General features: G+C 28.8%; 14 protein-coding genes and 1 pseudogene. 2 read left to right on the top strand and 13 right to left on the bottom strand.

What is annotated here, in order from left to right; genetic code table 11:
* Window positions 1-112 precede the first annotated feature (112 nt).
* The 4 genes from T483_RS0117100 to T483_RS0117085 form a co-directional block, all read right to left on the bottom strand.
* Window positions 113-1258, bottom strand: a complete 1146-nt coding sequence (locus T483_RS0117100) for a toxic anion resistance protein (protein ID WP_026887943.1) — start codon at window positions 1256-1258, stop codon at window positions 113-115.
* Window positions 1259-1285: 27 nt separating this feature from the next.
* On the bottom strand, window positions 1286-2485 hold the full coding sequence (locus T483_RS0117095) for a 5-bromo-4-chloroindolyl phosphate hydrolysis family protein (protein WP_026887942.1): 1200 nt from the start codon (window positions 2483-2485) through the stop codon (window positions 1286-1288).
* Between the two features lie 464 nt (window positions 2486-2949).
* Window positions 2950-3786: a PRD domain-containing protein gene (locus T483_RS0117090; RefSeq protein WP_026887941.1), complete on the bottom strand. Its 837-nt coding sequence runs from the start codon at window positions 3784-3786 to the stop codon at window positions 2950-2952.
* Window positions 3787-3810: 24 nt separating this feature from the next.
* Window positions 3811-5949, bottom strand: coding sequence for a PTS transporter subunit IIABC (locus T483_RS0117085; protein ID WP_026887940.1), 2139 nt, complete (start codon window positions 5947-5949; stop codon window positions 3811-3813).
* Window positions 5950-6254: 305 nt separating this feature from the next.
* Between T483_RS0117085 and T483_RS0117080 the strand changes: the two genes are divergently transcribed.
* On the top strand, window positions 6255-6719 hold the full coding sequence (locus T483_RS0117080) for a GreA/GreB family elongation factor (protein ID WP_026887939.1): 465 nt from the start codon (window positions 6255-6257) through the stop codon (window positions 6717-6719).
* 180 nt (window positions 6720-6899) lie between these two features.
* Here the strand turns inward: T483_RS0117080 and T483_RS0117075 are convergent, their stop codons facing one another.
* Window positions 6900-7793 carry a MurR/RpiR family transcriptional regulator gene (locus T483_RS0117075; protein ID WP_242841879.1) on the bottom strand — a complete coding sequence of 298 codons (894 nt, stop codon included), beginning with the start codon at window positions 7791-7793 and terminating at the stop codon, window positions 6900-6902.
* A 251-nt stretch (window positions 7794-8044) separates the two neighbouring features.
* On the opposite strand from T483_RS0117075, the gene deoC reads away from it, so the two are divergent.
* Window positions 8045-8752, top strand: a complete 708-nt coding sequence (deoC, locus tag T483_RS0117070) for a deoxyribose-phosphate aldolase (RefSeq protein WP_026887937.1) — start codon at window positions 8045-8047, stop codon at window positions 8750-8752.
* Window positions 8753-8984: 232 nt separating this feature from the next.
* On the opposite strand, the gene T483_RS0117065 is transcribed toward deoC, so the two are convergent.
* The 8 genes and pseudogenes from T483_RS0117065 to T483_RS29340 all read right to left on the bottom strand — a co-directional run bounded on the left by T483_RS0117065 (window position 8985) and on the right by T483_RS29340 (window position 21111).
* The gene (locus tag T483_RS0117065) at window positions 8985-10679 is read right to left on the bottom strand and encodes a WD40/YVTN/BNR-like repeat-containing protein (RefSeq protein ID WP_026887936.1); all 1695 of its coding nucleotides are present in this window, start codon (window positions 10677-10679) and stop codon (window positions 8985-8987) included.
* Between the two features lie 113 nt (window positions 10680-10792).
* On the bottom strand, window positions 10793-11002 hold the full coding sequence (locus T483_RS0117060) for a hypothetical protein (protein ID WP_026887935.1): 210 nt from the start codon (window positions 11000-11002) through the stop codon (window positions 10793-10795).
* A 4-nt stretch (window positions 11003-11006) separates the two neighbouring features.
* Window positions 11007-12587, bottom strand: a complete 1581-nt coding sequence (locus T483_RS0117055; RefSeq protein WP_026887934.1) for a glycosyltransferase family 39 protein — start codon at window positions 12585-12587, stop codon at window positions 11007-11009.
* 396 nt (window positions 12588-12983) lie between these two features.
* The gene (locus tag T483_RS0117050; RefSeq protein ID WP_026887933.1) at window positions 12984-15419 is read right to left on the bottom strand and encodes a histidine kinase N-terminal 7TM domain-containing protein; all 2436 of its coding nucleotides are present in this window, start codon (window positions 15417-15419) and stop codon (window positions 12984-12986) included.
* 136 nt (window positions 15420-15555) lie between these two features.
* Complete coding sequence (gene fliB, locus T483_RS0117045; RefSeq protein WP_026887932.1) at window positions 15556-16689, bottom strand: flagellin lysine-N-methylase; 1134 nt, start codon at window positions 16687-16689, stop codon at window positions 15556-15558.
* 598 nt (window positions 16690-17287) lie between these two features.
* Entirely contained in the window at window positions 17288-18502 is a 1215-nt protein-coding gene (locus tag T483_RS0117040) for a hypothetical protein (RefSeq protein WP_026887931.1), read from the bottom strand.
* A 489-nt stretch (window positions 18503-18991) separates the two neighbouring features.
* Complete coding sequence (locus tag T483_RS0117035; protein ID WP_026887930.1) at window positions 18992-19501, bottom strand: QueT transporter family protein; 510 nt, start codon at window positions 19499-19501, stop codon at window positions 18992-18994.
* Between the two features lie 391 nt (window positions 19502-19892).
* A pseudogene (locus tag T483_RS29340) lies at window positions 19893-21111 on the bottom strand (IS701 family transposase).
* Between the last annotated feature and the right edge of the window lie 311 nt (window positions 21112-21422).

The raw sequence follows: 21422 nt of genomic DNA, 5'->3' as shown, positions 1-21422 counted from the left end.
CATTTATATATGGTAATTTGTAATTAAAAAAGACTAAAACTCATATTTACTGTAGAAGATATATTAAAAGTTTCATCTTATTAAACATTGAAATAAGAGCATAATTATATTTTTATCTTTGTCTCATTTGTAAAAGTCTATTTTTTAATTTTTCTTCAATTTCTTGTAATTCAACTTCAGCAGCTTTACGTTTTTCTCTTCCTTCATTTTGTATTCGCAATACTTCATCAAGAGTTGAAATCAACGATTCATTTGTATTCTTTAAAGTCTCAATCTCAACAATTCCACGCTCCGATTCTTTAGCTGTCTCGATTGTTGACATCTTTAGTGTTTCTGCATTCTTACGTAAAAGCTCATTGGTCATATTAGTAACTTCATTTTGAACTTTAGCCGCATTGCTTGAATGAGCTACTCCAAGAGCCAATACAATTTGACTCTTCCATAGTGGAATAGTATTCACAAGCGTAGATTGTATCTTTTCTGACATTAATGAATCATTATTTTGAACCATACGAATTTGAGGAGCCATCTGAAGTGAAATCATTCTAGTTAATTCTAAATCATGGATCTTTTTGTCAAAGCGATTGCAAAGAGCTACAAAATCATTTGTAGCCTGAGCATCTTCGGGAAGTCCACTTATTCGTGCTCTTTCCGCTAACTTAGGCAACTCTTCCTTTTCTAATTTTGAAAGTTTCTTTTTGCCCGCTAAGATATACATAGAAAGTTCTTTAAAATATACCTTATTTATTTCATACATCTTATCAAGCATAGCAATATCTTTCAAAAGCTGTATTTGATGATTTTCTAGAGCACTACAAATTTTATTTATATTTCCTTCAACCTTTTCATACTTTGCTTTCATTTGTGAAATCTTTTCTGCAGATTTCTTAAAAAGACCTAGAAATCCTTTTTTTCCCTCCACAGATTCAAAGTTTTTAAGCTCACATACTACATTTGTTAACATTTGCCCTACTTCGCCCAAATCTTTTGTTTTAACATTATTCAAGGCTGTCTCAGAAAAATCTGCAATCTTCTTTTGAGCTCCTACTCCATATTGAAGAATTGAATTTGTATTATTTATATCTATTTTATCCACAAATTCATTGACCATCTTCTTTTCTTCTTCTGTTAAATAGCTTTCATCAAAAATTTCTTTTTGCTTATTTTCTTCTACTTTGGCAGCAGGGACTTCATCTTCAAAAGGTTCAAATGCCAAGCTTGGCATCATATCTATATCTTCCTTAAATCCATCAGTCACTTTTAATTCCTCCTTTTTGTTCAAATCTTATTTTTTAAAATCATCTTCTCTAAGTCCTTCTTGAGTAAATAGTGTTTCAAGAACAGAAATATCTGTGGAAACATCCAATGCTATTTCTTCAAATAAGTCATCTAATAACTTTTCAAATGCATTATTTATGGTATCCAAAGTCTTCTCAATTTCATTTTTTGCATTTCTTATATTATCACCATGAACTGGCTGCTCATTCAATTCTTTATATGCATTAAGAAGCTTTAAAGTAATAGGCAGATAGTGCTTTGCAAATCTATCAACTTCTTGAAGCTTTTTAGGATTCTGCTCAACATACTTAAGTATTTGACTTATAATATTCTGAAGCCTATTCAACTTTTTAGAAATTTCTTCTTTATTTATAGAACTACTTATGTCTCCTATTTGTTTAATATAATCCCTTCCCATTTCAATTGTATTCCTTAGTTCCATCTTTACTGGATCATTGAAGTCTTTTTTTATTTCCTCTTGTTTTTTTAATTCATCTTCATTCCTTTTCTTCAAAGATTCCTGTGAAGCCAAATAATTCTCATAAACTTCATTATTTAACATGAAATAAGTCTTCTTATCATCAATATGTCCTTGTGGAAACATACTTAATTCAACCATTTTTCTTAAATCTTTAACTACAAATTTATTTTTTTTCCTGACAGCTTCAGCTAATTCACTAATAGAACAATAGCTATTACCACGTAGCAATTTCACATATTCTTTAAAACGCTTCACTCTCTTTCTTAAATTTATACCTCTTAAAGTAAAAGCTGCACTCGCCGTAAAAAAAGAAAACAATATTCCTAAACTAATCAAATTACTCATTAAAAATTCACTCTTAAAAGAAATAAGTATCGAGTATGAAATTATTAATATTCCTAATATTCCGCATAATATAGATCCAAATATTGTATACAATGTTCCTGATATGCTTCCAACCGGTCTCCTTGCAATATACCTCTGTATTTTATTTTCAGATTTTGGGACACCATTCATAATATTTTTATATCTATTTTTCACAGTACCTTTTACCTTTTTATCAATATACTGTGATTTATCCAAAAATTTATTTTTTGTCTCTCTCATAGTTTCTTGAGCTTTATCATCAATATCTTTTTTTATCTTAGCAAAATCTATGACATCGAATGCATTTTTTATTGTATCTCTAATTTGATTTTCTAAATTAGAAAAATCTTTTTTATCCATTCCCCTGCCTCCAAATTATTTTATTACAACTTAGCCTAAAATTAATTTATTTGCAACAATATATTGGCCTTATTATATCTTATTCTTGTATGCATTACAATTTGTAACATCTTTATCTTCCTTTAAAATTCTCATTCTAAGACATAAATATCCATGATTTTTTGTTTTAATTTTTGAAGAAGAACAAAATCCCAAGTGACTTTGAAGCTGGACATTTTTTTACGCATCTGCATTTTCGAACGCATGTGAGAAAAATATAGCAGGAGAATATGATTTGTTTTTTATTCTTTTAAAACACTAAACCGAATTAATTGATCTGTTCAAAAATTTATCCATATATTTTACCAAATTTTAATTTCCTAAAGAATAAAATAAGCCCCGCGATATATCATCACGAGGCTTTAGTTTCAATAAAATGTAACATTAAATCTTTATAATTTTATTAAAATCGTATTATATATATTTTAATCCTCTAACTCATCCGAGAATACTCTTTCAATATGCATTGCAAGGTATCCTATCTCTACAGCTTTAATCTCTTTTCTTAACTCCTTGCCCAATTTCATACATATGTCTTCAGCAATTTCAAATGATTTTGGAAATCTTTCACTAATATAATCATTCATATCAAGCTTTATTGTTTCCCCTTTTAGCATTCTTGCTGCCATGTATTTGATGTGGTTCATAAGACGATTATAGGATAATGATTCAATATCTATTGTCTTTCCTGTACTCTCTTCAATAGACGTAATACATGACCTAACTAACATTGCTACTTGCATTGCTTGTGATACTTTTTCATTTCCTAGGCTTGAATGAATATGAAGTGCTATATAGCCAATCTCATCTTCATTTATTTCAATGCCTTCTATCTCTTTGATAATATCTTTTCCTTTACATGCAACCTCATATTCTTCTGGAAATAAAGCTTTGATGTCTTGTGTTAATGGATTGCTAATTTGTTCATTATCTTTTATTCTTTTTACTGCAAATGCAATGTGATCTGCAAGTGGGCATAAAATGTTCTCGTCTACTTCCTGAAATTTCTTTTCTGCTTCCATAATAATATTATTCGCAATTTCTAAAATCTGAGGCTCTATATTGTTTATTATCTCCTTAGTCAATCCTCTTTCAGTTTCTTGTTGCAAAAGATATATATGTGCATTTTCTGGAGCTTCAATACGTTCATTAACTTTTTTGCCAAAACCTATACCTTTTCCGAGCAATATATACTCTTTATAGTTATCCATATTTATAGCGAGTACACCATTATGATTTAGTGCTTTTATCACTCTAAACATTTTATGCCTCCTCATCTTTATATATTATTTAAATACATCAACTGCAATTAAAGCTTCTCCCGCTTTTACATCTCCAGTTTTCAACAAACGTACCTTTTGATTACTATTCAATGCAGTGCATATGCATGGTGATGCAATAGATGGTGCATTATCTTTTATAAATTCTAAGTCAAAGCTTAATATCTTATCTCCAGCTTGTACTTTATCTCCCTCTTCCACATAAGTTTCAAAGGCTTTTCTATCAAGCTTTACTGTATCTATTCCTATATGAATAAGTAATTCAAGTCCATCAGTTGTTGTTAACCCTACTGCATGTTTTGATGGGAATACAAAACTTATTACTCCATCTGCTGGCGCTATAACATTTCCATCACTTGGAACAACCACAGCTCCATCTCCCATTATCCTGCTTGCAAATACTTCATCTGGTACTTCAGATAAATCCTTTGCTTCACCTGTTAATGGACTATTTAAAATTATTGTACTTATAACTTTTCCTTGAGCTTCTTTTTCAATACCTTCTTCAGTATCTTTTTTAGGATCTTTTTTTATTATTGTATAACTAGAAGTTTCATTATCTGGTGCTGTAACCAAGTAGTCCTCTAAATTTGATTTTATAACAGTTACTCTTGGGCCATACATGATCTGAACACCTACACCTTTGTGAAATATTCCTGATGCTCCAGTTTGCTTTAATAAAGCTTCATTTACCAATTCAGAATTATGTACTGTACAACGCAGTCTAGTTACACAGCAGTCAACATCAGAAATATTGTTTTTTCCTCCAAGACCTCTGCATATCATAGCCGAAAGTTCATCTGCGTCTTCATTTTGATCATTTTTCTTTGCTTCTATATCACTTCTAGTATAAAGTTTAATTTCACCAGAATCTTCACGACCTGGAGTCTTTAAATCAAGCTTCTTAATTAAGAAAGTGAACAATAAATAGTATACTACAAAATATACGATTCCTACAATAACAATCAACATCCAGCTTGTTTTAGCATTTCCTTGTAAAATGCCAAATAAGAATAAATCAATAAATCCACCTGAGAAGGTCATACCTACTCCAACACCTAACATGTGCATTAACATATAAGCAAGTCCAGCAAGCACACAGTGAATTCCATATAATACTGGTGCTACAAATAGAAATGTGAATTCAATTGGTTCTGTTATACCAGTAAGCATTGAAGTTAATGCTGCTGATAGTAATAACCCACCTACTGCTTTTTTCTTTTCTGGTTTAGCACATTTATACATGGCTAGCGCTGCTCCTGGCAAACCAAATATCATAAGCGGAAATTTACCTGACATAAACCTTGTTGCAGAAACACTGAAATGTGTTATTCCTGGCGTTCCTAGTTCTGCAAAAAAAATATTTTGAGCACCTTCAATAACTTTGTCTCCTACTTCAGCTGTACCTCCAACGGCTGTTTGCCAGAATGGTAAATAAAATACGTGATGAAGCCCAAAAGGTATTAGTAACCGTTCCATCAAACCATAAACCCACGTCCCTGCATAACTTGATGCAAGCACTATATTTCCAACTTTGTAAATAGCACCTTGAACTGGAGGCCAAATATAAAACATTAAAATTCCAACTATTAAATAGACAATTGAACTTATAATAGGAACAAATCTAGTTCCACCAAAAAACGATAATACTTGTGGTAATTCAATTTTATAATACCTATTATGCAATGCTGCTGTACCAAGCCCTACGATAATCCCACCAAAAACGCCCATTTGTAATGAAATTATACCAAGTACTTCAGTTGATGCGCCACTTAAAAGGGCTTCTGTCCCACCATGAATTTTAATCATGGCGCCAATTGATGCATGCATTATGAGAAATGCAATTCCTGCTGCTAACGCTGCAACTTCTCTTTCTTTCTTAGACATGCCTATTGCAACACCTATTGCAAATATTAAAGGTAAATTTTCAAATACAATGTTTCCTGCATCATTCATTACTGAAAGAAGTGCATTAACAAATGTGCCAGGTCCAATTAATCCCGTAAGTCCATAAGTATCAAGCATAGTTTTATTAGTGAATGACTCACCTATACCTAAAAATAAACCTGCCACTGGTAAAATAGCAATTGGAAGCATAAAAGATCTTCCTACACGTTGCAAAACGCCAAAAACTTTGTCTTTCATAATTCGTCTCCTTCATAGGATTATTTTTGCACATTATTAATGCTATATTATGCCTTTTTTGTGCAAAAAAACATCAACTAACATAAACATCTTCAATAAATATTTATGTATAGTTAATGCCTACCTACCAGTCAAATACTATATCATATTTTTCACTCTAGCATATCTATAACTGCATGTCAATGTTTTCATAAAATATTATCATTAGCATTTAATTAAAAAATAAAAGGTATTAAGTGGTTTAACTTTTTCTCTTATATATTATATAATATTCTCATAATACATTTTAGGAGGTCAGCTTTCTTATGAATAATATTCTAACGGAAGAAAATATAAAAAAGTTAAGAGAAGAATTAGATTATAGAATGACAGTTAAAAGGGCTGAGATAGCAAAAGAAAAATTAGTAGCTGCTGCTCACGGAGATAGATCAGAAAATGCTGAATATAAAGAGGCTTGTAGAAACTATAGAGAAAATGATAATAGAATCCAATATCTATTAACTATGATTTCAACTGCAACTGTAATAGATGATAATAGTATAGATAGATCAGTACTAGGAATTAACAGCAAAGCTAGAATTAGATTTGTTGATGATGATGATGAAGATGTTATAACACTAGTGACAACCATGGATGTCGACCCTGAAAATATGCTTATAAGTATAGAATCAGATTTAGGTAAAGCATTATTTGGAAGTAAAGCTGGAGATATTGTTGAAGTCAATGCCCCAGGTGAAAAATATTCAGTTGAAGTACTAGAAGTACTATAATACTTATTAGCTTTAAAAATTCATATGGCATACACTTTTGATATTTAAGCAAAAGTTAGTAATTGATTAAATTTTTTACTAAAAGGTAGTTCCAATAGAAAATAGTACATATAACAAAGAAACATCTTCTTTATTATATGTACTATTTTTGTTTGACTTAACTACCTCTAATTATGTTACTTATTTCTTTGTATAATTCTTTTCTTTAAGTAAAAGATTAATCTTTTCGAGGCGTTTAGTGTATAAATCATAATCATCTAACAAAATTCCCATATAAATCATATCCACAATGGCTAACTGTGATATGCGCGAAACCATTGTTTCACTATAAAATGTAGTTTCTTCACCACCAGTAAAAAATGCTATATCTGCATATTCAGAAATAGCTGGAGCTTTAAAATTTGTTAATGCAATAGTTCTTGCTCCAGATTCTTTTGCTATTTTCAAAGCATTTACAGTATCTATAGTGCTTCCTGAATGCGACACACCAATCGCAAGGTCATTACTTGTTAGATGGCTTGCACAGATTTGCTGTATATTGCTATCAGAGTATGCTCTGCAATCTAATCCTATACGCAAAAATTTATTTCTAATATCACTAGCAACACTTCCTGAATTTCCCACACCGTAAACATCAATGATATTTGAGCTTCTAATCATTTCTATTGCCTTCTTATATTTATCAATATCAATTATTTTTAAAGTATCTTCCAAAGCCCTTATAGTAAGTCCGATCATTTTTGCTGGCACATCTTCTATTTTTTCATCTCTATCAATGTGAAGTTCTACTAGTAATTTGGAATCGTACTGCTTATCTACAGATTCCCTTCCCCACTCTTTCATTAATGCCATCTTAAATTCACTATATCCACTACAACCTATACTTTTCACAAAACGTATAATTGTTGGCTCACTCACCCCTACTTCACGAGAAAGCTCTGCTAAAGTCATTGTAGAAACAGAATGCTCGTTTAATAATACATAATCGGCTACTTTCTTTTCAGATGATCTCAGTAAATTATACATATTTTTTATTTTATATTCGTAAGACTCAGTATGGTTCAATTCATCCACATCCTTTGTTTTGCAGTTTTCCTTAAATATATATTACACTAATGTAGTAAAACTACAAATTCAATATTTCCTTAAATACTATTTTAAGATAATTCTTTTATATTGTAAATAGTTTTACTACATTATATCAATTGACATTGTAGTAAAACTACATTATAATATATTCAAAAGGAGGAATACCTAAATAATATTCAATATTGTATAGTTACTACATAAGAATATTAAATACTAAATAGGTATTATCGGAGATTATGATACCAACAAAAAAAGCTGCTGAAATGACTATAGAAGAATTAGGAGCTTACATTGATCAGTCAGTTCTGAAGCCTGAATTTACTTTAGATGAAATTAGAAAGTATATTCAAAAAGGTGTAGATTATAAATGCAAAACAGTTTGTGTTTATCCATCCTCAATAAATATTGCTAAAGAGTTAACAGCTGAAACTCAAACTGGAATATGTGTTGTATGTGATTTTCCTTTTGGTACATCGGCAACATCCTCAAAAATTTTACAAGCAGAAGAATGCTGCAAGCAAGGAATTGATGAACTTGATATAGTTGCAAATTGTGGATGGACACGAAGTAATTTGTGGCACTCAGTTGAGGCAGATATAAAAGCTGTCGTTGATGTGTGTCATGATTATGATATTCTTGTAAATGCAATTTTTGAAACTGATGCTTTAACATTAGATCAAATAAAAAAATCTACAGAAGTCGCTATTTCAGCTGGTGTTGATTTTATTAAGACATCAACTAATTTCCTAACAGGATTTGCTAGTAAAGGTGCTAAACCTGAAACCATAAAAATAATAATGGATACTGCGAAGGATCGCTGTAAAATTAAGGCCTCAGGTGCCATAAAGACAAGAGAGCACTTTCTAAAATTGATTGATATGGGAATTGATAGAATTGGGCTAGGATATAAATCTACTCCTGTTGTCTTAGGTCTTTCATCATGAAAATAATAAATAACTCGGTTATTATTGAAACCAAAGCTATAAATCATCATAGAAATATATATAAAATAGGAATGTAATGAACAATTTATATACATATTAATCCATCACATTCCTATTTTATATTTTAAAACCCAATTATCTAGATTTTCAGTTGTCATTAATTATAGGGATTTTTACCAAACTCACTACGCTAAAATTTGGATTACTATATGGGAAATAAAAAAACTAAAAATCATTTACTATCAACTTCTTTTGCATATTCCCATGTTAACCCTTCATCTTTTGATTCATACAAAGCCTTGCATCCCCCATTATAATCTCCATCAGATCCCTGACCTATTAAAATATTAAGGATTCCGTCTTGCTCATAAGGCATATCTGGCAAATCAAAAGGATTATATTCTTCCCCATTATCTAGTGTTACTTTTCTCTCTGGAAAACTTACTTTTTTATAAGATACACCGCCATCCTCGGTGCGATACAATTCTCCATTACTGCCACCACTATGAGATAAACATAAAAAACCAAGTTTATCATTCAAAAAACTTATTCCAGCTGCCACTCCTGTTTTCCCTGCAAAAGGATCTTCATTTACAATTGTCCATGTATTTCCGCCATTAATTGTGCTCTTCAAAGAGTACGATCTGCTTCCAGCTGCAGCTCCAGTCACTTCTAACCTATAACCAACTTGATCAGACATATAAAATTCATCCTGATTATTTGATTTTTGAGAAATACTTTTATCTTTGTCTTCTTTTAAAGGCGTATGCGTCTTAATGTTATTTAAATCTTCTGTTAAAATATATCTAGCAGGAGTATATATTTTTTCTTTACCAGGTACGAATACTGAAACAGCATAACCTATTATCTCCGAAGAAGCATTTGAAGCTGCTTTTGTACTCCCTTCTGGATTAATATAAATAATTCCATCAGTATTATACCCAAAACTTCGGTTGCCGTAATAAAGAATCCCATATCTATTTTCATTCCATTTGCTCACTGTATCCTTAAGTGGGATAGCTTTCATTGTACTTAGCAATGGCTCTAACAATTTATCTTCATTATAATCAGCATTTGCATACCCATTTAAATATATTGTTATTTTATCTGATTTGTCATTATTATAACTTATTAAATAGCTTTCTAACTTACCCTTATTATCTTTTCCATAAAGATATGTATCAAAGGACGTAATTCTTCCATCCGAATTAAAATTAAGATTAAAGTTACTTGAAACATACAATTTATCTGGCATATGAATATCTTTATTAATGTCTGTAAAAATACCTTCTATTCCACTTTCATATATATTGTTATGTTCAAACTTCACAGTTTTTTTGTTCTTTAAATCACTTAAAAACCGTGAAAGCTTTCCGTTATAGCTTATTGTATCATTATATATTTTTGCTCCATAAAATAATGTTGTGACTGCTATAACTATTATAGCTATATACGCCCATATAGTTTTATAATTTGATTTAAAAATATTTCCCTCATTTAAGGTATTTTTTATTACGCCTATTTCTTCATCTGTTCTATCTATCATACTTAAAATTGATATATCTCTGTTTCTAAGTGTTATAACAGCATATTTCCTATTTATTCTAAATGACTTTATATCTTGAAAATCTATCTCTAGTTCGTCTTCTTGTAAAACTTTTATATTGCTTTCATTAAATTTATATTTTTCTATAATCTGTTGCGGCACACTTATAGACTTTCTTATACTTCTTATTATTGCATATATAAACCACACTAAAAGGAATGTTAAACATCCCAATAATATAATAATATTATTATGAAATCTTCCAAACCTAGAAAATGTGTATAATTCATAAAGCGAAATACAATATATTAATACAAACATTGGGTTAGATATCATTGATAAAAATATACTTCTTCTTATAATCTGCCTGTATTTTTTCATTTTAACCTCCTTGCTTTTTTACTAGTATATATAAATTATACAGCAGATTCCCAATTATTTATATTGTTCTGTTCTTTATATCTAATTTGCAACTGAAATATTCCATACAAAATCTAGTGATTATTTAGATTTTTATGGGCATTATCACCCATTCCCGCCTTTCCTGTTATGCTAGGACCACCATTCATTCCTTGATTTATCTTAAATCCATCTGCAGGATTAATGTTTATATTTTGAGCTGTGATTGCTTGACACGAAATCAATACTACTGACCAAATAAACAATAACATAATTATGACTATACTATATATTACTTTCTTCATATCTCTACAACCCCTTTCTAATTGATGACATATATTTAATAAAACTTCTTCTTGAAATAAATTCATACACATCTTTAAATCCCATGTATGATAAAATTATCAATATAGGGTATGTTGGATAAATATATCTAGATTTTATTTCCCATAAAACATAAAATCCAACGAATCCTAAAAACACTACAACTAAGAGCACTTCGTCAAATTTCTTTTCCCTTATTACACCTATCATTCTAATGAATATAAAACAGTACATAAGAAAATTCATTACGTATAGAATCCAAAGTAATCCACTTCTATAGACAGAATCTCCTTTAAATAGTTCAGTCGCAAAAGTATTATAGCTATATACTTTTTCTTCTCTTCCAACTTTCTGAGATGAGCTGACTGCTTGATTACCAATACCAAAAGTCTCAATTTGGTATGTCCCTTCTGTCCAAGTCCATATAATCTTGTTATAATACATTTTTGCTAAGCCAGCGAAACCCATATTTGATAATTTATTTTTAATTTCTTCTTTAAATAACTCTGTACTTTTTTCTTTATTATATCTTGCCTGTCTTTGATATATATTGTAACTTTTCATATTATCCCAATAACCTATCGTATCTTCATTCATCCCCATATTAATCCACATATATATCGGCGCAGAATTTTTATTAACAGATTCATTCACAACATTTGTTTCCTGCAAAATCAAATTTTGACTCCAGTTTGGAATATTAAATAGCACTCCTAATATGCAGAATGATGTTATTGCCTTTTTAACTCCAGTCTTCTTTACTTGCAGTAAAATATAAAAAACAGCAGCTATTAAAACAATAGTTCCTACGCTTCTAAAATAATTTCCTATTGATAAACACACTGAAGCAATTACAATATATTTAATTGATCCTTCCTTTACAAATCTTATAAAAAAATATATAGAACTGGTAAGTAATGTTGTCGCTATAATATCGTTATATATATAATTACTCATAAATAAAGATGGTATATAGGTTGATGCAAATATCAAAACTCCATAATCATTATCTCTTGATTTGTAATTTAGCTCTTTATATATGTAATAAATGATTAGACTCGTAACTAGGGTAAATAAAATATTGAAAATTTTAAGAACTAAATAGTTATTCGGAAATATAGTTAATAAAGTTTTCAAATACAATACAGTTGAAAAATTAAAAGGAAACATACATAAATATCCACTACTTTGAAATGACGAATAATCATTCCTATACAACATATTTAAAGCTAAGGATAGTACTGTTTGGGAATCAGCTGTCGGTAATTTAGTAAATAAAAATATAATGGTCATTTGAATAATAAAACTAAATGCCAGAGTTACTGGAATTACTATTTTCTTGCTATATCTGTTAAGCTTTAAGCATATTCTATACAAAGATACACTTAATAAGACTAAAATTAATATCATGAATATAAAAATACCAAGTTTTTGATTTTGAAGAACTGGCTTATCTCCATATAAAAAAGTATTATACTTTGCCCTAACAAAAAATGATGATCCTATAAAGAGTCCTATAAAAAAAATAAATATTAAATATATTATCCTTTTAATTAACGCTGACATATGAAAACTCCTTTATTAAAAATCTATTATATAATCATGGAAATGCACCTTGTCCACAATAATATTGATTAAATAAAAAATAAAAATGTATCTATAAATTTTATTATAATAAAGTTTTCTGTAAGTTAGCTTAACAATTATAAAATTTTATAAAAGATAACATTAAGAACTTCACCAAAAATTGTTAATTGCTAGTCAGATATTCTAATGAATCTATTTGTCAATGAACAGATTGTACTCTTACTTTAGTATTTACTCTAAATTTCTTGTATTTCGATCTGTAATCTTAAGTAATACAATAACTATTTAGAAAGATAATTAGAGATGCTTTGGCATCTTATATAAATTTTAAAAGGCCAATGATTTATTATTTAATAAATCATTGGCCTTTTTTTATCATACTCCTATTAATAATGCTCTTTTACTTTTTAGCTTACGCTTATACTCATACATGCGCCTATCTGCAATTTTTATTAATTCATCAAATTCAATTCCATCTATTGGGAAGTTAGCAATACCATAACTATAACTACAAACAATTTGGTCTCCTTCAAATACTAACGGACAGTTCTTAAATTTTCTAATCAGGCCTTCAAATTTATTAGTTAAACTTTCTAAATGTGAATTCACAAAAATTCCCACAAATTCATCTCCACCAAATCTTCCTATAATGTCACACTCTCCAGCCAAAGTATTCAAACCTTTTGAAAATTCCTTAATCAATTCGTCTCCAGCCAAGTGACCGTAATTATCATTAACTAGCTTTAAATCATTTAAATCGAAAACTACAGCAAAAAATTCTTCTATATTCTTACTCCCATTGCAAATTTCAGTATGAAATAATTGTTCAAACCATGTTCTGTTACATACATTAGTTAATTTATCATATCTAGATAAATATAAAGTTTGCTCATGAAGTTTATGATTAGTAATTGCAACAGAAACTTGAGCTCTCATGTATTCCATTAATTCTAAATCTCCTTCATTAAAGCTATTATTGTAAATGCTATCGATATTCAAAAATCCATATAACTTGCCATTTATAATAATCGGTGAACTAATAATAGATTTTATTTTTATCCCCTCTGCTGTATCAAGCATTTTTATATTTTTTATTTTATGGATATCATTAAAAATAGTAGTTTTATTTATATTACTTCTCTCATTAGCCCATGCAAAATGTTCTTCATACTTTAATTCAAATGTTTTAATATCCTCCAAAGCATAGCCTTTAGCTACAGCTATTTTTAAATTTTTGTCTCTATCTAAAATCAATACCGATCCACAACTTCTACTATCAATGCAATTAATAACTTCATCTAATATTAACTGCAATAAATTATTAATATTAGATATCTCATTAATTGAGTATCCTATTTTTAGCATTGACTCTTTTAATTTCAATAATTTACTTATCTTTTCCTTGTTCTTCTTTTGTTCCGTAATGTCTATTATAACACCAACTAATCCTTTAACTTTATCATCTTCATTTACAACAACTGATTTATTAAAGATTACATCATGATATGTGCCATCTTTATGCGTGAGTCTTTCTTCATAAGCTTGCGATTGCTTTTGACTCATTAGATTCTTATCTGAATTACTATAAATCTCCGCTGATTCCTTTTCAAAAATATTATAAACGGTATTTCCCAAGAATTCTTCTTTGCTCATTCCCAAAAATTCTGTAAATGCTACATTACAATGATTATATACTCCATATTCATTCTTAGAATATATAGGGTTAGGAATAGCATCAATAAGTGTTTGAAGAAATTTCGCATTATCGTATACTTTTTTTCTTTGCACTTCAATCTCAGTAATATCAGTCAAGATTAGTATTTTACCAATTACCTTCCCATTATCTTCGGATATATTATTTATATTTATCTTATAATATTTTAGCCGTTTCTCGCATTCTATACTCATTAAGCTTTCATTGCTAGAACCATTCTTTATAGCATTTAATAATGTTTTATGTTTCCTAAATACTTCATCAATTTTTTGTTCACCTTCACCTATATCTTTTAGCTCCAAAATAATATTTCTTGCTGAGTCATTAAAATTAACTATATTATTTTCAGAATCTAATATTATAACGCCTTCTAGCATGCTGGAAAATACTTTCTTTAATGCTATTGGGGTAAGTTCTAAAAATTTAAATTTTAATATGGCAAAACTATAAACTATTCCTGAAAAAGAAAGCGTAAATGGAGACAAATCAAGACTAAATGGTAAAACTTTCAGTATATAAATGATATTTGAAATCCAGGGAATTAACCACGCAATCATTATAATTAAAATTTGTTTTCTAATAATTGATACTGCTTTTAAATATGCTATTATAAATAATATTAATCCTACAATCATTAGAGTATATGTATAAGCAATATGTATCCAATACCAAGGCCCTTCTATTATCCCTACCATTGGAAAAGCTCCAGTATCATTCATATATAGTTGTTTATAGAATAGATGATGAAAATCATTTGTACAATTCAGAATAAATGTAATCGAAGGTATTATATATAGTAATAATAAAATATTCTTTTTAAATTTCTCTTTATATCCGGTAAAATTAAGTGCAAGCATTAACCAAAATACAACTATAAATGGAATACCTAAATATTCTACCTTAATCCAGAATTTCACCCCTTCAATGCTTGTACATAATATTTCAAATCCATATCCTAATGCATAAATTGATACAGGAATCAAAGACATTGAAACGTATAATTTATTTTTTTTCCATGAAAAGTATCCTATATAAATTAATGTTAACGAAAATAATAATAGTACCAAGCCCAAAAAAATGTTTAATTTCAAAAACATCACCTCATACACTCCATTATACTAAATATATCCTGCACTATTCTACAATTTTACATTTAAAATCAAACCTAAGACCACCCAATTTTAAAATTTTAAGAATTGGGCAACTGCTTTTAATTTTATCTTTCATCAAATATTAGGCTAAAGCTATAAAACACAAATATCCTATTTCTAAAACATCATCTCCAAAACCATCTCTAATAAATTCCATCATGGCATCAATATTATTACCTATGATTCTTGAGAAAGCTAAAATATAATTTTTTATATCTTCTTCATTTATTTCTTTGTCCACACAATATTTTAGAAATAAGGAATACCTTAACATTAAATACTCTAATATAATCATTTGAAGAGAAATAATCATCTCTTCTATATCATTGCTGATACAATTACTAAAAATTTTAGATATAATACAATTTTCAATAAATGCATTATATTGGTCAAATATAATTTTATAATCATTCCACTTGGATGAAAGTTTTTTTATTTTAGTATTTTCTGCAAAATTAACAACATCTTTTAAAAGAATATGAAAAAGATGAACTTCTTTATAATTCTCTACAATATCTAAAAATAAATTATTAACTTCCTCAATCGAATCATTTATGTTTATCTTCATCCCCTTATACATATGGATAAGCTCTTTTACATAATCCCTATTCTTATATTTTTCTAATTCTTCTAATAAAGCATCTTTTCTAAGATTCTCATTTTCTAAAATAGTTAATAGCATTTGAAAGCTGATAATAAGCTTATCTTCTAACAAAAAATTTTCTTGCTGTAATATGCTTATAACGGCTTCTCTAATTCTAATTTCCAATACATTACTTTCTAAGCTAGTATTACTTTCTGAGGTTATATTTGTTTTACCAGTTTCACGGCCTATAAGTTCTAACACTTCCGGACACGCACATGATAATGAAAGCTCTCTTCTATCCTCAAAAACATTCTCTATTCTAGGAAAACTTTGGCAAGTTAAAGATAAATAATTTTCACCATGATCTTTTACTATATTGCATAATCCTTGATTATCTAATAATGGACATGCTTTATTAGTTTCTTTATTTATAAAATATTCATCTTTACCTTCATATCTTTTTATTTTTACATTATTTAAGATATTATTAGATTTATCATTTTCCCACTTATTATATGTATCGTTATCTACACTAATATCCCATCCTTCACAACATGTGAACTTGCACTTATCAGCTATGCACTTAAATTTATCATAGTTTGAAATTTTTAAGGTATCTATTTTATTCATATAATATCTCCAATTTTTTATAATATTTACTTAACATTAATCATTATAGTTTAATTTCTTAGACTTAGTATACTGTTTATATAAAATATTCACATTTATTTCTCAAGTTAAACTATACCTTAACTATATATTTTGCGATAAATAAATTACTCTCACTATCCCTGCCATAAACTAAAACGCTACGAATGTAATATAAGTTCTTCAATATAACATATAAAATCTATAATTTTAATTTTTCATATAAAACCATTGCCCTGTAAATATACTAACTCTTGTAAATCTAAAAAATCCCCCTCACTATTATATCCTTATGTATGATGGTGAAGAGGTTCACTTTTTTTGTACTTACTGTAACACTATTTGGTTTGATGTTTTTGTAACGTAATTATCATGACCTATGGTTAATCCCATGATTATACATTTAATGCTTCACTAAAATAAAAACAACCTATGTGAATCTAAAATTTAGATTCACATAGGTTTCTATAGAAAATAGTAGACATAATCTTAAAGAATTACTAAAATATCAACTATCAAAAAAACTGCTGTTTTAATGCTAGTTATTATTCTACTAATCACTTATAAAATGCATTTCACACTAATTTCCTGAATTTACAGTTGCTCCACCTGTCGATGGCTTTGTATCCACATTTTTAGTAGTTCCATCTGTAGATGTTTTCTGATCTGCATTCCCATTTGTTCCACTTGTTGATGATTTTGCATCTGTATTTTCAGTTGCTGTGACTGCTGGTGGCTTTAAGTTTGTGCTTCCATTTGTTCCACCACTTGTTGATGCTTTGGTATCTGTATTACTTTGACTATTTCCATCTGTTGATGTTTTTATATCTGAATTCTCTGGCACTCCACCTGCTTGTGCCTTTGTATCTGTGTTTCCAGTATCTCCATTCTGCGATGTTTTTGCACCTGAATCTTTATTGGTTCCATTACCTGAAACTTTTACTCCCGAATTTTTATTTTTTCCACTTGTCGGCGCTTTTTCATTCGCATTTTTAGTCTGTTCACCTTCTGACTGTAATCCACTCGTTGATTGCTTCTGAACTTCAGTCTTTTCATCTGAAGTTTTTGCATTAGTGGACATCTCCTGAAGATATAATCCTCCTAATGCTCCAATGCTTATAATTAAAATAATTGATATAATAGCTATTAGAGCTTTTCTATTGGTACCAGAGTTTTTACCTCCACCAAATATCTTACTATTTTCTTTACTAACTATTTTCTTAGTAGATTGTCCTTTATTAACTGTAGATCTGCGTCCTCTATTGCAGGTTGAATCTTTATCAGTTTTCATTATATTACAAAGTAACTTATTTATATTTTTAGGCATGTTAAATAATGAGGATATTATTCCTCCTTGCTCGATTGATTCTATCTCTTTAAAATCTTCAGGTGACCTAATTGTTACAACAGGCTTTTTATACTCTCCATATTTACTTTCCACATACAGAGTGGCTGAAAACTCATCATTTTTACTTAAGAAAGGTATATATACATCTAAAATGTTATCTTCTATTGAAGAATCAAATTTCAAGCCTTTCGTTATTTGAGCATCTCCAATTTTCAAGTCATTTTGTAACCCTTGTATGTTTAAGGTCAACTTATGAATTGTTTTATTAGATATGTTTCTGATATTAAGAACATATGCACATATCTTTTTGTTATTTAATTCTAACTGTACACCTTCTCCTATATTACATAATATTTTAGGAGCCAGATTTTTATAATACTCTAACAGTAATCCAGATATAAATGATATTATTATAGTTATAATTGCGGTTTCGATAACACTTATCATACTAATTTTCGCTTCCTTGTTCTTTCAAAATTGTGTAATTAAATTATAGAGTAGGGGGATATTCATGTCAAACTTGAAAATTAATTATAATTCCTCCAATAATTAATATGTAACAGTATAGATTAATCTATAAATCAATTTAAATCACTATTCATAAATATTCTACATATGCTATATTTATGTTTATTATTGAGTTTTTGTTACTTGCAATAAAATCGGCTTACTTCCAGCTAACATCCCCTATTTTAATAATTATGATTTGATCTCTCCTAACATAATAATTAAAAATCCAATAATAATTTTTTAAACGCTTATTACTGAATGATTGCTCTTAAATATTTATTTATTTCTCTAATATCCATGCTATTTATTTTAATAATTCCATTTTTAAAATCACAATTTGTAAAAAGTATAAAAAAATATTGCAATAAAAATTTTACTGCAATATTTCTTGATAGGCATTATTTTATAAATATCAGTTCTTCATTCTTAATTTTTACAAAATAAAGGAAAACTGCCATATTTATTTTGTAAAAACCTCACAATTGGCACACCAACTATTGTAACAACAACAAACTCACCAATTGCAACTTCTCCAATCGATAATACAAGTGGAAATTGATAAATATAGTTAAGCATCCATCCAATTATTACTCCATTAAAAATGGTAGGCCAAAGCGATGCTATTATTAATGATGTTTTCTTACTCTTTACAAACCTTTCCGTAATTGAGACAGCATAAACACTAATAAATGTTGCTAAAGTACCAAATATTATATCTGCTAAACCATTAGGTCCAAGAATATTTGCAATAAAGCATCCAAGAGTAAGGCCTACAATATAAAAGGGATCAAAAAATGCTAATAGTACCATTATCTCTGAGACTCTAAATTGTATAGGACCATAGCTTATTGGTGCCAGAACAAGCGTTATAACTGCATAAAGTGCGGCTATGATAGCTGTTTTAACTAGCCTTTTCACTGTATTATTATTATTCATATAAACTCCTCCATTTTACTAATAATATTTTTAAATGTAACCTGCTTAATCAACCTTTCCCATAATTTCCGTACCCTCAAAGAACAAAATCTCCACAAATTTTGCTTCAATATAGATTCCTAGAAAATAAAAAAATCGCAGGAAAAATCCTACGATAAATATACTCAACAAAAATAAAAGATTCCATTAACAACAAATTAATTTAATCTTTATTATCATCAATTATTTAACCGTAGTTTTATTTTAAGTCAGGAGGCTTTCGAACTGACTATATGTTATTTTTTACTCTTATGATTATATCAAATAGATAAACTCACTACAAGCTATGCATTAGCTTTACACTATATATTCTATATTAATTTATTAGGCTTGTGCACTAAATAGAGAAACTTTAAGCTACTAGTCCTAATTTGAAAATAACCGAATCTAAACCTATCCCGTTATCTGCACAGGCATATGCAAGCCTAACTATTTGTACCAAATATCTGTTACGAAAGTAAGGTATTGTATCTCCTAAAGTTTTTAATTTGAGTACCTTACTACTTTTTACTCTGAAAATTTCTAGAAAAGTATATTTTAGAAATACCATACTCCAATATCTATTTATTGATTTTGAGGATTCGACTTGAAACTTATCAAAACCAAAAGATGATTTATGATATCTGTAGCTTACTTCAATATTCCAGCGTTTTTCATAGTAAGAGATTATAGTTTGATTATCTAGTGATATATTTGTACTTAGTAGAAAACAAGTATTATCAGATAAATCTTGTTTACTCCAACTTATAAGCACAACTGCATTTTCGATGTCAATAAGTTTTCTTTCGTATCTATAAACATAATACTTATTGTTGCTAGCTGTAACAATGCTAGTTTCATTAGGCATAATGTGCTTTAAAAACTTATCAACACCGATTTTAATGCCCGCAGGATATATAACTCTAATAGATTTAATTCTTCCTATGCAGTAACAACCATTTACTAAACCGTGAAACAAAATTTTTGCTGAGGTATACCATGAATCAATCAGCAGATAATTAGTTTTTGTAGCTGGAGTAAATTCATTTATCAATTCTATAGCGAGTTGTTGTTTACCCTTAAACTTTTTAGGATTATTCTTAAAGACTTTTTTACGTTGATACTGTTTAAAGTTTAAAGGAATTGACTAATCATTAATTGTATAATGAGATGCTACCAAGCAATGAGACCACATAGGCTTATTTCCATCTGCATGGGAATTATGAAAATCTAAACCTTCTATATGTTTTGTAGAGATATCGTTTTTTACTTAAAGTATCATAAATAATTAGAAATCCATCATCATCATCTTTCGATGTATTGGAGATTTCAGAGATAGCATGAAATATTCGTTCATCCGTAACATACTCATGATTCCATGAGTATGAGCTTAGGAACCTTGAATCTCTACTTCTATGCCTATTACAAGTAAGCTTTCTATAGATTTAAGAAAGATTCTTAATACCTTCGGTGACGGTTATTCCAAAAGCTAAATTTATCATATGTTTATTTAACTCAGAGAAATATGGTAAATTTAATTCTAAAATATAGTTGTTTATTTCTTCATTATGGTTTAATATTGTTGTCAGCACATATTAACTTCATTAGGTTTGGTGTCGGAATATAAACTTAACATATTCGGGATATCTATGCTATTTTTTTATAAAATTTTGTTAAAGTAATTTATGGATTGGTGTACATATAAAAATTTCTCAAATTAATGCACAAGTCAAGTGAATAAGAAAAATATTAAAATCGGAGAGTGTAAAATAGTCTGTGTAAACTCCATTAGGATGATATAATAAATTATCAAATGAAGGGAGCACAGGCTATGTCTTTATCTAGAGATGAATTAGTAAAATTAATTTTGAATAACTCTGATATAAAAACGGCTGAAGATATA

This window comes from Clostridium beijerinckii HUN142 (assembly GCF_000621745.1).
Taxonomy (GTDB): domain Bacteria; phylum Bacillota; class Clostridia; order Clostridiales; family Clostridiaceae; genus Clostridium; species Clostridium beijerinckii_A.
Note: the sequence above shows the minus strand (reverse complement) of the source record. Positions and strands in the feature narration are given on the sequence as shown.